At 52.4% G+C, this 14,676-nt stretch carries 12 protein-coding genes; 7 read left to right on the top strand and 5 right to left on the bottom strand.

Features of this window, described 5'->3' with window-relative positions; translation table 11 throughout:
- Nucleotides 1-49: 49 nt before the first annotated feature.
- The 4 genes from ACMYSP_RS13160 to ACMYSP_RS13145 all read right to left on the bottom strand — a co-directional run bounded on the left by ACMYSP_RS13160 (nt 50) and on the right by ACMYSP_RS13145 (nt 4,825).
- Entirely contained in the window at nt 50-1,189 is a 1,140-nt protein-coding gene (locus ACMYSP_RS13160; RefSeq protein ID WP_434582520.1) for an ABC transporter permease, read from the bottom strand.
- On the bottom strand, nt 1,170-2,093 hold the full coding sequence (locus ACMYSP_RS13155; protein WP_434582519.1) for an ABC transporter ATP-binding protein: 924 nt from the start codon (nt 2,091-2,093) through the stop codon (nt 1,170-1,172). The genes ACMYSP_RS13160 and ACMYSP_RS13155 overlap by 20 nt, the downstream gene beginning before the upstream one ends.
- Nucleotides 2,086-3,051: an HlyD family secretion protein gene (locus ACMYSP_RS13150; protein ID WP_434582518.1), complete on the bottom strand. Its 966-nt coding sequence runs from the start codon at nt 3,049-3,051 to the stop codon at nt 2,086-2,088. Before ACMYSP_RS13150 ends, ACMYSP_RS13155 begins: the two co-directional genes overlap by 8 nt.
- Nucleotides 3,052-3,121: 70 nt before the next feature.
- Nucleotides 3,122-4,825, bottom strand: coding sequence for a lysophospholipid acyltransferase family protein (locus ACMYSP_RS13145; RefSeq protein ID WP_434587082.1), 1,704 nt, complete (start codon nt 4,823-4,825; stop codon nt 3,122-3,124).
- Nucleotides 4,826-5,062: 237 nt separating this feature from the next.
- On the opposite strand from ACMYSP_RS13145, the gene ACMYSP_RS13140 reads away from it, so the two are divergent.
- Complete coding sequence (locus tag ACMYSP_RS13140; protein ID WP_434582517.1) at nt 5,063-5,926, top strand: YicC/YloC family endoribonuclease; 864 nt, start codon at nt 5,063-5,065, stop codon at nt 5,924-5,926.
- 205 nt (nt 5,927-6,131) lie between these two features.
- Nucleotides 6,132-6,749 (top strand): trimeric intracellular cation channel family protein, encoded by a 618-nt coding sequence (locus ACMYSP_RS13135; protein ID WP_434582516.1) that lies wholly within the window; start codon nt 6,132-6,134, stop codon nt 6,747-6,749.
- Nucleotides 6,750-6,754: 5 nt separating this feature from the next.
- On the opposite strand, the gene ligB is transcribed toward ACMYSP_RS13135, so the two are convergent.
- Nucleotides 6,755-8,431, bottom strand: a complete 1,677-nt coding sequence (ligB, locus tag ACMYSP_RS13130; RefSeq protein WP_434582515.1) for an NAD-dependent DNA ligase LigB — start codon at nt 8,429-8,431, stop codon at nt 6,755-6,757.
- A 258-nt stretch (nt 8,432-8,689) separates the two neighbouring features.
- Between ligB and gmk the strand changes: the two genes are divergently transcribed.
- From gmk to recG, 5 genes are read left to right on the top strand one after another with little or no spacing between them, the layout of a single operon-like run.
- Nucleotides 8,690-9,313 carry a guanylate kinase gene (gene gmk, locus ACMYSP_RS13125; RefSeq protein WP_123757098.1) on the top strand — a complete coding sequence of 208 codons (624 nt, stop codon included), beginning with the start codon at nt 8,690-8,692 and terminating at the stop codon, nt 9,311-9,313.
- A gap of 54 nt (nt 9,314-9,367) precedes the next feature.
- Nucleotides 9,368-9,643, top strand: a complete 276-nt coding sequence (gene rpoZ, locus ACMYSP_RS13120) for a DNA-directed RNA polymerase subunit omega (protein ID WP_004868966.1) — start codon at nt 9,368-9,370, stop codon at nt 9,641-9,643.
- An 18-nt stretch (nt 9,644-9,661) separates the two neighbouring features.
- Entirely contained in the window at nt 9,662-11,785 is a 2,124-nt protein-coding gene (gene spoT, locus ACMYSP_RS13115) for a bifunctional GTP diphosphokinase/guanosine-3',5'-bis pyrophosphate 3'-pyrophosphohydrolase (RefSeq protein ID WP_123757097.1), read from the top strand.
- A gap of 10 nt (nt 11,786-11,795) precedes the next feature.
- Nucleotides 11,796-12,569 (top strand): tRNA (guanosine(18)-2'-O)-methyltransferase TrmH, encoded by a 774-nt coding sequence (trmH, locus tag ACMYSP_RS13110; protein WP_434582513.1) that lies wholly within the window; start codon nt 11,796-11,798, stop codon nt 12,567-12,569.
- Between the two features lies 1 nt (nt 12,570).
- Entirely contained in the window at nt 12,571-14,652 is a 2,082-nt protein-coding gene (gene recG / locus ACMYSP_RS13105; protein ID WP_434582512.1) for an ATP-dependent DNA helicase RecG, read from the top strand.
- The last annotated feature ends 24 nt before the right edge of the window (nt 14,653-14,676 follow it).

Below are 14,676 nucleotides of genomic sequence, written 5' to 3'. Positions count from 1 at the left end.
TTTTGAACAGCGCTTGCGCTGGCCCGTAGGGTGAGCCTCGTCGACGGCCTCAGTCCAGTGTTTTACGGTAAGATGTCAGGCTAACGGCAATAACAAATACCGCCAGCGCGATGAGCGGTAAAAGATCCGGCAGTAATGCTGTTGCAGAGTATCCCTTCAACATAATTCCCTTCATCAGCCGTATGAAGTAGGTCAGCGGCAAGCAGGAGCCGATAGCCTGCGCCCAGCCAGGCATACTGATAAACGGACTAATAAATCCGGAGAGCATGATGGAAGGGATAAAATAAAACGAAGACATCTGTAGCGCCTGTAACTGATTTTGGGCTAATCCGGAGATACCGATGCCGATCGACAGGCACAGGAAAACATAAATCACCAGCACCAGAAACAGCAAGACCAGGCTTCCCTGCAATGGGATATTGAACAACAGGATCGCCGCAACCAGAATGATGGTAGCCTGAAACAGACCAATCAACACAAAAGGCGTTATTTTTCCAACAATCACCTCGAGTCCGGAAAGAGGCGAAACCAGTATGTTTTCTAAGGCGCCATTTTCACGTTCCCGAGTAATAGATAATGCCGTCATTAATATCAGTGTCGTGCTTAATATCGAGCCCATAATACCTGGAATTGTATTGAACTGAGTGATGCCTTCCGGATTAAACATACGATGAATAATTAGTTCAAAGTCATCATCTGCTTGTATTTTTCGCATCTCTCCGGGCAGATCCTTCTGGAACATTGACTTAGCGACATGAACCAGTGCGCTTATCGCATTACCTGTAGTCATCGGATCGATTGCATCCCCCTGAACCAGCAACTGAGGCTTCTCACCGCGAAGCATTTTTTGAGTAAAACCTTCAGGAATGGTCACGATGAATACCACATCACCCTGGACAAACGCTTTCTGCGCCGCCTCTTCAGAACCAACAGGCACCATCGAAAAATAGCCTGTATTTTGAGCACTGGTGACAAAGACCTGGCTCATTCGTTCTGTATCGTAATTTAATAATGCGGTGGGGATATTACGTGGATCCATATTAACAGCATAACCCAGGACAATTAACTGAAAAATAGGGGTCAGAATAACCATGGCGATGCTGACTTTATCGCGCCGTAACTCATGGATTTCCTTAATAACCACGCCAATCCAGCGTGTCAACGAGAATTCAATATTTAGACGTTTCACATTCATTCTTCATTAAATAGGTAAAAGCATCCTCCAGGTTGGTATCAACCTGGACAAATTCATAGCCTTTCTGCGTAAACTCAAAAAGAGCTGATTTTAATTTATCCTCATTGCGGGAGGTAATATAAAGCTGGTTACCGAAAATAACCGTTTGCTCAATATCAGGTGAACACTGTAAAAGACGTTCAAGCGCAGTCAGGCCGGAACCACTGGTTTTAACCGTAATGAGGTTCTGTGCTGATATAATCGATGAAATGGTCCCATTGGCGAGCAAGCGGCCATATGACAGATAAGCGACTTTGTGGCAACGTTCAGCTTCATCCATATAATGGGTACTCACCAGTATCGATATTCCTCTGTCAGATAATTGATGTAACATTTGCCAGAACTCTCGGCGCGCCTTTGGGTCCACGCCTGCGGTAGGTTCATCAAGGAACAACAAAACCGGCTCATGGAGCATGCATGCTGCTAATGCCATTCTCTGCTTCCAGCCACCGGAAAGCACCTTCGCCAACTGATGCTGCCGTGAGCTCAGGCCCAGTTCTGACAGCGCCTCGTCAACCCGACTTTTACGGCGATCGAGGCTATATAATCGGGAGATAAAAAGTAAATTCTCACGAATCGTTAAATTTCCCCACATAGAAAAATACTGGGTCATATAACCAATTTTTCTTTTTATTTTTTCACGCTGAGTAAATATATCCATCCCAAGGCAATTACCACTCCCGGAATCTGGTGTGATTAAACCACACATCATTCGAATTGACGTGGTCTTTCCACTGCCATTAGGCCCAAGAAAACCATAAATTTCACCTTTAGCAACCTGCAGAGAAAAATCCTTAACCGCATGATTCTCGCCAAAATATTTATTAAGGTTTTTAACATCGATGCACAACTCATTCATCGAAGAGAGTCTCCACACTAAATGGCTGACCGACTCTCAACTGCATCGCATACTCTCGATCAGGCACAGCTTCAACCATGTAAATCAATTTCTCCCGGCGACTGGTGCTGTAAATAACCGGAGGCGTAAACTCAGCCTCCGGGCTGATATAATTAATAGTCCCTGGAATTGCCGTTGAGCAGCCGTCACATAAAAGCTTTACGCTCATGCCAGTTTTAAATTTCCCAAGAATTGCCTCAGGGACAAAAAAACGGACTTTAATATTATCGGGTGGCAACAGGCTAATGATTGGCCGCCCCACGGTAGAACGCTCCCCGGCTCTGTATATAATGTCAAAAACCTGGGCATTTAACGGTGAAAAAATCGTCGTTTGCTGTACATCCCAGCTGGCCTTGTCACGCTCAAGCTGTGCAGATTTGACCTGTGATTGCTGTTTTTCAATTTCATCCTGACGAGCAGGCAGCTGACGGGCCTCTAACTGGTGAACCAGCTCTTCAACCTGGGCGCTTTTTTGCACGAATTCATCTCTGATATTCTCCCATTCAGCGACCGATATCGCCTGCTTAGCATAAAGATCACGATATCGCTCAAGCTGGCGCTTTACCTGAGATTCCGAAGAGCGGGCCTGTTTAAGCTGAGAGCGTATAATATTTAACTGTTCAGGCCGCTCTCCAGACGCCAGATTCCTTAATAACGCGTGCTCCGCCTTAAGCTTTTCTTCGGCGCGCTGTAAAATATTCAGCGCGTCAAAAGACTCTAACTTCACCAGCGCCTGACCATCTTTAACAAGATCGCCTTTTTTAACTAATACATCTTCAATTTTCGCATTACTGGAAGAGGACAGATAAACGAAGTTACCATGCGAGTATCCTGAAAAGATGTTATCCGGTTTGTTATCACAGCCTAAAACAAGAAATATATTGGCACCAAGGAAAAAACCAATAATTAATTTATACATTATAATACATCCATGTTCATCATTTTATTCCCTGCATCATCGATGCTTTGGCCTGAATGTCATAATTGCATTAATTATTTTTGAGGTAATGGTTGCTGTAAATTTTATTTAACTTATCAATAGATGACAGATTCAACCCTGCTATTGAATTAAATGACCTGTCTTGAGTAAAAGAGTTAATCGATGAGCCCCCAGGTGAAAACCATTTTGCCGCTTGTTTATAAGGCCAGGGCAGTTCATAGCCCTTTTCTTTAAGAAGGCCATTAAGCACTAACCAGTCATCACTAAAATTTTCGGAAGAAAAAACATTATAAATATTTTCATCTTCGACTAAAAATGGTTCTACTGGAGAACAAATTTCATTCTCTGCTGGGAAATAAATGTTATAGAACGCCACAATAAGTTGCTGAACATCTGTAGGGTAAGTCGCCGGAATGGTCAACACCCCTAACAGGTACTTACACTCAGGAAAGCATGTCAAAAAACAAAATATTCCCTGCCACAAATAATCCAGCGCATTCGTTTTTTGATATTTTTTCTGAATAAATCCACGCCCCAGCTCCATACTTTTTTCTAAATATTCATATGCACTATCATGATACGTAAACAAAGTATTGCTATACAGCCCTGTGATGCCTTGTTGTGCCAATAACTCAGCGACCGGAATAACACGATATGCCCCAATAATTTCTGCCTCACAAGGATCCCATAATAAGATATGATAGTAGTTATTATCATACACGTCATTATCGGCTAACTTCCCTGTTCCGGCACCAATTTCTCGATAGCACTTTTCACGTAAGATCCCCAGTTCATTAATGACAGGTGAACTCTCTTCATTTGCATAGCGATAAACAAGTATTTTTTTACCGTCACTAAACTCCTTCAGGACCTTACAGGGTTTTAACGCTGTGATTAATTGGCTTCTGCTGTCATCGCATTTCTCCGGCGGGATTGTACCAACTAATGCTGGCCCGAGATTGCCCATACTCTGGAGGTGTTTCAGACAGTGACTCGCGATAAATTGATGATCCTCATCTTCCAGATGAAGCGAACGTAAGTCAATTTGCTGTCCAATCTTTATCTGTAAGGTTTTACCTCGATGCCTCAACGATTCCCGAATGATCATTAGATTGGATAACTGCCGCCAAAAAGTTGCCGTTAAATAATACCTCATGCTATTTCTTCCGGAGATATATAACGGTACCAGTGCAGCATTATTACGGATTGCCAGCTGCAGGAACCCCGGCTTCCAGTCGTGCTCCTTCAACCCTGAGAGCGACCAGCTAGCAAGTTTTCCAGCAGGGCAAATTATTAATACCCCGCCATTTTTCAGATGTTCATTCATTTCTTTGAATTTTTTCAGGCCCACCTTCCCGGCCATATTTTGAATTCCAATAGTCAACTCAGAAATTTGCGGAAAAATCATTGGTAGAAGATGATTCGAAACAATCTTTATGTCTTTCCTGACGCTGGCTACAGTATGAACTAACGCCATCCCGTCCATAACGGTAGGATGATTTGCGATGACAATAACCGGGCCACGAGCTGGAATATTTTTAAAATCATGCGGGTGTGTTTCACAACGAAAGTGAAGAACACTGAGCATGCGAGCAACCCAGGTGGTCCCCTTTTCTTTCATAAAATCATCTTGGGGAACGACCCGAGAGAGCCGACTATAGCCAAATGCCCATTTCATTAAGCGTCGCTTCCAGAAGGGTAACTCTACATTAGGAAAAAGCCCCCTAATAATTCGTTCAAACACATCATCCATCATTATATTAATATCCCTTTAATATCTTTTATTATTTTAATTATCAGCGAAACAACCTTAAAGACAACCTACAAAGATAAAAACCAAGTAAAAATAAGAATATGACTCGAACACCCAATCGCACGAAAACAATCAACCGTAAAATAGGCTATTTTGACGATGTTATTAGTATTCCTGTTAAGTTTTGACGGGCAAAGCTATAATCCACCTCACTCTCCTTTAAAAACAGGAACGTCTATGATCCGCAGTATGACCGCCTATGCCCGGCGAGAAATCAAGGGTGACTGGGGCAGCGCCGCGTGGGAACTGCGCTCGGTAAACCAACGATACCTGGAAACCTATTTCCGCCTGCCGGAACAGTTCCGTAGCCTGGAGCCCGTTGTACGTGAGCGCATTCGTTCGCGCCTGACTCGTGGCAAAGTAGAATGTACCTTACGTTTTGAACAGGACCCCAGCGCTCAGGGCGAGCTGATTCTGAACGAAAACCTCGCAAAACAGCTGGTCAATGCTGCCAACTGGGTCAAAATGCAGAGCGACGAAGGCGAAATTAATCCAGTGGATATTCTGCGCTGGCCTGGGGTGATGGCAGCCCGCGAGCAGGACCTTGACGCGATTACCGCTGAAATTTTGTCCGCGCTGAACGGTGCGCTGGATGACTTTATCGTCGCCCGCGAGAGCGAAGGCCAGGCGCTGAAAACCCTGATCGAACAGCGTCTCGACGGCGTGACCGCCGAAGTGACAAAAGTCCGCGCTCATATGCCAGAAATCTTACAGTGGCAGCGTGACCGCCTGGTCTCGAAGCTGGAAGATGCAGAAGTACAGCTGGAAAATAACCGCCTCGAACAAGAGCTGGTTCTGATGGCGCAGCGTATCGATGTGGCAGAAGAGCTGGACCGTCTGGAAGCGCACGTTAAAGAAACCTGGAACATCCTGAAGAAGAAAGAGGCCGTTGGCCGTCGTCTCGACTTTATGATGCAGGAGTTTAACCGCGAGTCGAATACTCTGGCGTCAAAATCCATCAATGCGGAAGTGACCAAATCCGCCATCGAACTGAAAGTGCTGATCGAGCAAATGCGCGAGCAGATTCAGAATATCGAGTAATCACTTTTGCTGGCTCTCCAATGGCGAGCCAGCATTATTTTTTCTTATCTGTTTTTTGCCACCGTTCCACAACTATCCCTGAATGGCTCACTATATCCAACCTCATGCATTAGTTTTTCCTGGGGAAAATGCTTCGCCTTAGAAAATCTCAATCGTGATCTTGCGCACAAATCGCTAATCTGCCCGGCATCATTGTGGGGGATTTATGCTGCTTCATATTCTTTATCTAATTGGTATCACTGCCGAAGCGATGACCGGTGCTCTGGCCGCCGGGCGCCGCCGGATGGATACCTTTGGCGTCATTATCATTGCGACCGCTACCGCACTGGGCGGTGGTTCAGTCCGGGATATCCTGCTGGGACACTACCCGCTCGGATGGGTCAAGAACCCGGAATACGTTATTATTGTTGCCGTTGCCGCGGTACTCACCACCATTGCCGCGCCGGTTATGCCCCATTTGCGCCGCCTGTTTCTGGTCCTCGACGCCCTCGGCCTGATTGTCTTCTCTATCATCGGCGCACAGATTGCGCTGGATATGGGTGAAGGGCCGGTAATTGCCTCCATCGCGGCAGTCGTCACCGGGGTATTTGGCGGCGTATTGCGTGATATGTTCTGCAAACGCATCCCGCTGGTGTTCCAGAAAGAGCTGTATGCCGGCATCTCATTTGCCGCCGCTATCCTCTATATCGCCCTGCAGCACTACGTCAGCAGCCACGATGTGGTGGTTATCTCTACCCTGCTGTTTGGCTTTACCGCTCGCATGCTGGCACTACGCTGGAAGCTGGGACTACCCGTCTTCAACTACAACCATAGCCCTCACTGATCGCGTCAAAACCCCGAAATACCTTGCCCGCTGAGCCAGTGCGCCAGCGCGGCAACCTCCGGGTGCTGAAGAAAAATAACCAACTGCCGGGCACGCTCTGCACCCACCCCAGGCAGACGCTGCCATTGTGCTTCATTACGCGCCTGGAGCTGCTGCCAGTTCTCTCCCGTCAGACCGGCAAGTGCTACCTGAGGAATCGGTATTCCCATTGCCTGTATCCAGCGCAGAAACGGCTGCTCGCGAGCCAGATTAAACTGATGCCATAGCCGCTGCCCCCGTACCGCGGACATCCCTGGGACCCTCACCAGCTGCGAGGGTGTTAATGCCAGCCAGGAGAAAAGATGCTCCAGCGGGTGCGCAAGCTGGATGGCTCGCCACACCGACTCCCCGACGCCATCAAGATTCAGTATCGGTTTTGACGACAGCCAGACCAGCCGGGAGAGAAACTGTTCGCTGCAGCCAGGCGTCAGGAAATAACAGCTCAGTGGCGTAAAGCGCTCCGCTGGCGGCTGCGGTTTATTGCGTGGATTCACCCGCCACGCCACACGGTCGATGCGCGGAATGCCCTGGCCTGCCAGGCTAATTTGCAGTTGGTCGCCGCGGCCGATATCCAGACGCTTCCAGCGAGACAGCGACCCGACACTGACTCGCTGAACCAGCTTGTCATCCAGGCGCTCCGGTTCCAGCCGGGCCACCACCGCGATGTTTCCGCTGCGCCCAACGCGAAACAGGATGTCGCGCACTTCCATCAGCTGCGATGCTGGGGGATATTTCCATGCGGCCACCCACTCTCCCTGCCCTGGCGACCAGTATCGCCCGGCGGGCTCCTGCCCACGGCGTACAACCACGCCATCAGTGGCAAAAGGCATCGCCGCGGTTAACCAACGCCCACGCCACTGCTCAACCTGCTCCACCGTGGTGACCGGCTGAGAAAAACGAGTGCTATGGCGAAATCCGCCCTCTTCCAGCAGCCTCAGGCGTTGGCGCATGTCCTGGGGGCCATCTGGCCACGCCCAGATAAAAATACCCAGCTCCGCCAGTTGGGCAGGTGACTCCCGGCGCATCATCATCCCGGCGACTTTCGCACGGGCGTTCATTCCCCCCATCTGCTTCTGCACATGCCCGGTATGCTGTAGGAAAATCTCGCCCTGCAGTACGCTGTTCGCCAGCTCGCCTTGCGTAACCACGGGAATCGCCGGGATCTGCCGCACTTTGTCCGTCCACGCCTCGCCGCTGCGCCCGTCCCCGCGGCTGATGGCCTGAGCCAGACGCCCGTCGCGGTACACCAGCGTCACGGCCACGCCATCGACCTTCGGCTGTACCCAGAGATCCGTTTTGCCATGCATCCACCGGGCAACGTCGACCTTATCCGTCAGTTTACGCACGCCGGTATGCGCGACCGGATGGCTGGCTGATCCAGCTGGCAACGGCGGATTATCGTCACGAGGAGAGCCTATTGACGCGCAGCGCTGCCACTGCCGCAATCGCGCCAGCAGCTGATCGTAGACATCATCGCTGACCTCACTGCGCCCTTCCCGCCAGTAAGCATTATTCCAGTCTGTGATCTGCTGGTTCAGACGAGCGATTTCCTGCTCGGCCAGCGCCTGCGGCCACTCAGGGCACGCCGCCTGTCCGTATCCCATCACCAGCCACAGAGCGATTGCCCAGAGCCCTTTCTGCATGATCCCGCCTCCTGTTTTTGCTCGTGGCCATTGTGTCGAAGAAGGTATTTTGCAGGCGATGGGCGATTTTTCAGGTTGCGATCGGGCTTCCTGACTTTGTCCTTCGGCACTGCAAGACGCAGCGAAATCAGGGAAACGGCAGGCAAAATGAAAGAAACAGAGGCAAAATGTGTGACAGGGACTGCGTCACGGTGCGGCGCCGTGTATAATAGGCTCGTATGTAGTTTCTCTTTCGATCATCACATACAAAAGACTCTCATGGCTCAAGGCACGCTTTATATTGTTTCCGCCCCAAGTGGCGCGGGTAAATCCAGCCTGATTCAGGCTTTATTGAAAACCCAACCGCTGTACGACACCCAGGTTTCTGTTTCTCATACCACGCGCGCGGCGCGTCCGGGTGAAGTGCACGGTGAACACTATTTCTTTGTTAATCACGACGATTTCAGAGCGATGATTGCCAGAGATGCATTTCTTGAGCACGCAGAAGTTTTTGGCAACTATTACGGCACCTCGCGCGAGACTATCGAGCAGGTACTGGCAACCGGCGTCGACGTCTTCCTTGATATCGACTGGCAGGGTGCTCAGCAAATCCGTCAAAAAATGCCGGGCGCGCGCAGCATTTTCATTCTGCCGCCGTCAAAAGATGAGCTTGACCGTCGCCTGCGTGGCCGCGGTCAGGACAGCGAAGAGGTGATCGCAAAACGTATGGCGCAGGCTGTTGCAGAAATGAGCCATTACGCGGAATATGATTACCTTATTGTGAATGATGATTTTGATACCGCCCTGAGCGATCTGAAAAACATTATTCGCGCCGAACGTCTGCGCATGAGCCGCCAAAAGCAGCGACATGGCGCTTTAATCACCAAACTGTTGGCAGACTGAACCCACATTCAGTATCATGCCCAGTCATTTCTTCATCTGTGGAGCATTTTAAGTATGGCACGCGTAACTGTTCAGGACGCTGTAGAGAAAATTGGTAACCGTTTTGACCTGGTACTGGTCGCCGCGCGTCGCGCTCGTCAGATGCAGGTAGGCGGAAAAGATCCGCTGGTTCCGGAAGAAAACGATAAAACTACCGTTATCGCCCTGCGCGAAATCGAAGAAGGTCTGATCAACAACCAGATCCTCGACGTCCGCGATCGTCAGGAACAGCAAGAGCAGGAAGCCGCTGAATTACAGGCTGTTACCGCTATTGCTGAAGGTCGTCGTTAATCACGCAGTGGGTCGCCCTTGTATCTGTTTGAAAGCCTGAATCAGCTGATTCAACACTACCTGCCGGAAGAGCAAATCAAGCGTCTTCGGCAGGCCTATCTCGTTGCACGTGACGCTCACGAGGGCCAGACACGTTCAAGCGGTGAACCCTACATCACGCACCCGGTGGCGGTAGCCTGCATTCTGGCCGAGATGAAACTCGACCACGAAACGCTAATGGCTGCGCTGCTGCATGACGTGATTGAAGATACCCCTGCCACCTACCAGGACATGGAGCAGCTCTTTGGCAAAAGCGTTGCCGAGCTGGTAGAAGGGGTATCGAAACTTGATAAACTCAAGTTCCGCGATAAGAAAGAGGCGCAGGCCGAAAACTTCCGCAAAATGATTATGGCGATGGTGCAGGATATCCGCGTCATCCTCATCAAACTTGCCGACCGCACCCACAACATGCGTACGCTGGGCTCACTTCGCCCGGATAAACGCCGCCGTATTGCCCGTGAAACGCTGGAGATCTACAGCCCGCTGGCTCACCGTTTAGGTATCCATCACATCAAAACCGAGCTCGAAGAGCTGGGCTTTGAGGCGCTGTACCCCAACCGTTATCGCGTGATCAAAGAAGTCGTCAAAGCGGCACGCGGCAACCGTAAAGAGATGATTCAAAAGATCCTCTCCGAAATTGAAGGGCGTTTACAGGAAGCGGGAATCCCCTGTCGCGTCAGCGGTCGCGAAAAGCATCTGTACTCCATCTACTGCAAAATGGTGCTGAAAGAGCAGCGTTTTCACTCGATCATGGACATCTACGCCTTCCGCGTGATCGTGCATGATGCTGATACCTGTTATCGTGTACTTGGCCAGATGCACAGCCTTTACAAGCCACGTCCCGGTCGTATGAAAGATTACATCGCCATTCCGAAGGCGAACGGCTATCAATCTTTGCATACCTCGATGATCGGCCCACACGGCGTTCCGGTTGAGGTACAAATTCGTACCGAAGACATGGATCAGATGGCAGAAATGGGGGTTGCGGCACACTGGGCTTATAAAGAGCACGGTGGCGAAAGCAGCACCACCGCACAAATCCGCGCGCAGCGCTGGATGCAGAGCCTGTTGGAACTGCAGCAAAGTGCCGGTAGCTCATTTGAATTTATCGAGAGCGTCAAATCCGATCTGTTCCCGGATGAGATTTACGTTTTCACCCCGGAAGGGCGTATTGTCGAACTGCCCGCTGGCGCCACGCCGGTGGACTTCGCCTATGCAGTGCATACCGATATCGGCCATGCCTGCGTCGGGGCGCGCGTCGACCGCCAGCCGTATCCGCTGTCGCAGTCGCTCTCCAGCGGCCAGACGGTGGAAATTATCACCGCACCGGGCGCACGTCCGAATGCCGCGTGGCTGAACTTTGTTGTTAGCTCGAAAGCGCGCGCCAAAATTCGCCAGTTGCTGAAAAACCTCAAGCGTGATGACTCCGTCAGCCTTGGCCGCCGCCTGCTCAACCATGCGCTGGGTGGCAGCCGCAAACTGGCTGAAATCCCGCCGGAGAGCATTCAGCGCGAACTCGAGCGCATGAAGCTGGCGAGTCTTGATGACCTGCTGGCAGAAATTGGCCTCGGCAACGCCATGAGCGTGGTGGTAGCGAAAAACCTGCAACAAGGCGAAACCACCGTCAGCGCACCGGCACAAGGAAACGCTTCAGGTCACGGTCATCTGCCGATTAAAGGCGCCGACGGGGTTCTGATTACCTTTGCCAAGTGCTGTCGTCCAATTCCTGGCGACCCGATTATCGCCCACGTCAGCCCTGGTAAAGGCCTGGTCATTCACCATGAGTCCTGTCGTAACATTCGTGGCTACCAGAAAGAGCCCGAGAAGTTTATGGCCGTCGAGTGGGATAAAGAGACCGCGCAGGAGTTTATTACCGAAATTAAGGTGGATATGTTTAACCACCAGGGTGCACTGGCGAATCTCACCGCGGCGATTAACACCGCCTCCTCCAATATTCAGAGCCTGAATACGGAAGAAAAAGATGGCCGCGTGTACAGCGCCTTTATCCGCCTCACGGCGCGCGACCGCGTGCATCTGGCGAATATCATGCGCAAAATTCGCGTCATGCCGGATGTGATAAAAGTCACCCGTAACCGTAACTAGAACTCGTTTTATGAATATTCAACGTTATGCACGTATTTGTGAGATGCTCGCCAGGCGTCAGCCCGACCTGACGGTCTGCATGGAGCAGGTCCATAAACCTCATAACGTGTCGGCGGTGGTTCGTACTGCAGATGCCGTTGGTGTCCATGAAGTACACGCTGTCTGGCCCAGCAGCCGTATGCATACCATGGTCTCTGCCGCCGCCGGCAGCAATAGCTGGGTTCAGGTCAAAACCCACCGCAGCATTGGCGATGCCGTCGACCATTTAAAGGGCCAGGGCATGCAAATCCTTGCGACGCATCTCTCAGATAAAGCCGTTGATTTTCGCGAGATCGACTACACCCGCCCCACCTGCATCCTGATGGGCCAGGAGAAAACCGGCATCACTCAGGAAGCCTTAGCGCTGGCTGACCAGGATATCATCATCCCGATGACGGGCATGGTGCAATCGCTCAACGTCTCCGTTGCCTCTGCTCTGATCCTCTACGAAGCGCAACGTCAGCGGCAAAATGCGGGCATGTATAAACGCGAGAACAGCATGCTGCCGGAAGAAGAGCAGCAGCGCCTGCTGTTTGAAGGGGGCTATCCGGTTCTGGCCAGAGTCGCCAGACAAAAAGGGCTGCCTTACCCACACGTAAACGCGCAAGGCGAAGTCGAAGCCGATGCGCAATGGTGGGCCACCATGCAGGCTGTCGGCACGGTCGAATCGCAAAGCCGTCGTCGTATCCCGCGCCCTACCCCTGGAGCAGACCAGCAAAAGCACAACCTGATGGATGACGAGTAACATGGCAGGCCGCCTGTTAGATGCAGTGCCGCTCAACTCGCTCACCGGCGTAGGGGCAGCACAAAGCAGCAAACTGGCGAAAATCGGCCTGCATACGGTGCAGGATCTCCTGCTACACCTGCCGCTACGCTATGAAGACCGCACCCATCTTTATCAGATAGGAGAACTGCTGCCCGGGGTATATGCCACCGTCGAGGGCGAAGTCCTCAGCAGCAACATCACCTTTGGCGGTCGCCGGATGATGACCTGTCAGATCAGCGACGGCTCCGGCATCCTCACCATGCGCTTCTTCAACTTCAACGCCGCCATGAAAAATAGCCTGGCGACCGGTCGGCGCGTGCTGGCCTACGGTGAAGCCAAACGCGGTAAATACGGGGCGGAGATGATCCACCCAGAATACCGCGTACAGGGTGATATGAGCACTCCCGAGCTTCAGGAAACCCTGACGCCGGTCTACCCAACCACCGAAGGCATCAAGCAGGCTACGCTGCGTAAGCTTACCGATCAGGCGCTGGAACTGCTGGAAACCTGCGCTATCGCCGAGCTGCTGCCGCCCGAACTGGCACAGGGAATGATGAGCCTGCCAGAGGCGTTGCGCACCCTGCATCGGCCACCGCCATCGCTGCAGCTCAGCGATCTGGAAAGCGGTAAACATCCGGCACAGCAGCGCTTAATACTGGAAGAACTGCTGGCGCATAACCTGAGTATGCTGGCGCTGCGCGCCGGTGCACAGCGCTATCACGCTCTGCCGCTGAGCGCCAACGACACCTTAAAACACCAGCTGCTTGCCGCCCTGCCCTTTAAACCAACCGGCGCACAAGCGCGGGTCAGCGCTGAGATCGAGCGCGATATGGCGCTCGACGTGCCGATGATGCGCCTGGTACAGGGCGACGTAGGCTCCGGCAAGACGCTGGTTGCCGCCCTTGCCGCGCTGCGGGCTATCGCCCACGGCAAGCAGGTGGCGCTGATGGCGCCGACCGAACTGCTGGCGGAACAGCACGCGACCAACTTCCGACAGTGGTTTGCCCCGCTAGGCATCGAGGTGGGCTGGCTGGCGGGCAAACAGAAAGGGAAAGCACGGCAGGCCCAGCAGGAAGCTATCGCCAGCGGTCAGGTCCAGATGATCGTCGGCACCCATGCCATTTTTCAGGAGCAGGTGCAGTTCAACGGCCTGGCGCTGGTGATTATCGATGAGCAGCACCGTTTCGGCGTCCACCAGCGGCTGGCGCTGTGGGAAAAAGGCCAGCAGCAGGGCTTCCATCCCCATCAGTTGATCATGACCGCCACGCCGATTCCGCGTACCCTGGCGATGACCGCCTATGCCGATCTCGATACCTCGGTTATTGACGAACTGCCTCCGGGACGAACGCCGGTCACCACGGTCGCCATCCCCGATACCCGCCGCCACGATATTATTGACCGGGTGCGCAACGCCTGCACTCAGGAAGGCCGCCAGGCCTACTGGGTTTGCACGTTGATTGAAGAGTCCGACCTGCTGGAAGCGCAGGCGGCAGAAGCCACCTGGGAAGAGCTCAAACTCGCGCTGCCGGAGCTGAATATTGGCCTGGTGCACGGCCGTATGAAACCCGCCGACAAACAGGCAGTCATGCAGGCCTTTAAATTGGGTGAGCTGCATCTGCTGATCGCCACCACGGTTATCGAAGTCGGGGTGGATGTCCCCAACGCCAGCCTGATGATCATCGAAAACCCTGAACGCCTGGGGCTGGCGCAGCTGCACCAGCTCAGAGGGCGCGTCGGCCGCGGCGCGGTCGCCTCTCACTGCGTGCTACTCTATAAATCTCCGCTGTCGAAAACGGCGCAAAAACGGCTGCAGGTTCTGCGCGACAGCAACGACGGTTTCGTCATTGCCCAAAAAGACCTGGAAATTCGCGGTCCAGGCGAACTGCTCGGTACCCGGCAGACGGGGAGCGCCGAATTTAAAGTCGCCGATCTACTGCGCGATCAGGCCATGATCCCCGACGTTCAGCGCATCGCCCGCCATATTCACGAACGTTATGCCCAGCAGGCCCAGGCGCTTATCGAGCGCTGGATGCCGGAAACCGAACGCTATTCCAACGCCTGACGTCCCGTCTGCGCCCGCAGGGTC

The sequence above is a fragment of the Klebsiella sp. R390 genome (assembly GCF_051131745.1).
Classification (GTDB): Bacteria; Pseudomonadota; Gammaproteobacteria; order Enterobacterales; family Enterobacteriaceae; genus Klebsiella.
This window is presented reverse-complemented; position numbering and strand designations above follow the sequence as displayed.

Bases quoted from the DNA above. Each gene is read 5' to 3' on its own strand.
- ACMYSP_RS13155 (WP_434582519.1), bottom strand. From the start codon at position 2,093: ATGAATGAGTTGTGCATCGATGTTAAAAACCTTAATAAATATTTTGGC.
- ACMYSP_RS13150 (WP_434582518.1), bottom strand. From the start codon at position 3,051: ATGTATAAATTAATTATTGGTTTTTTCCTTGGTGCCAATATATTTCTT.
- ACMYSP_RS13145 (WP_434587082.1), bottom strand. From the start codon at position 4,825: ATGGATGATGTGTTTGAACGAATTATTAGGGGGCTTTTTCCTAATGTA.
- ACMYSP_RS13140 (WP_434582517.1), top strand. From the start codon at position 5,063: ATGATCCGCAGTATGACCGCCTATGCCCGGCGAGAAATCAAGGGTGAC.
- ACMYSP_RS13135 (WP_434582516.1), top strand. From the start codon at position 6,132: ATGCTGCTTCATATTCTTTATCTAATTGGTATCACTGCCGAAGCGATG.
- ligB (WP_434582515.1), bottom strand. From the start codon at position 8,431: ATGCAGAAAGGGCTCTGGGCAATCGCTCTGTGGCTGGTGATGGGATAC.
- gmk (WP_123757098.1), top strand. From the start codon at position 8,690: ATGGCTCAAGGCACGCTTTATATTGTTTCCGCCCCAAGTGGCGCGGGT.
- rpoZ (WP_004868966.1), top strand. From the start codon at position 9,368: ATGGCACGCGTAACTGTTCAGGACGCTGTAGAGAAAATTGGTAACCGT.
- trmH (WP_434582513.1), top strand. From the start codon at position 11,796: ATGAATATTCAACGTTATGCACGTATTTGTGAGATGCTCGCCAGGCGT.
- recG (WP_434582512.1), top strand. From the start codon at position 12,571: ATGGCAGGCCGCCTGTTAGATGCAGTGCCGCTCAACTCGCTCACCGGC.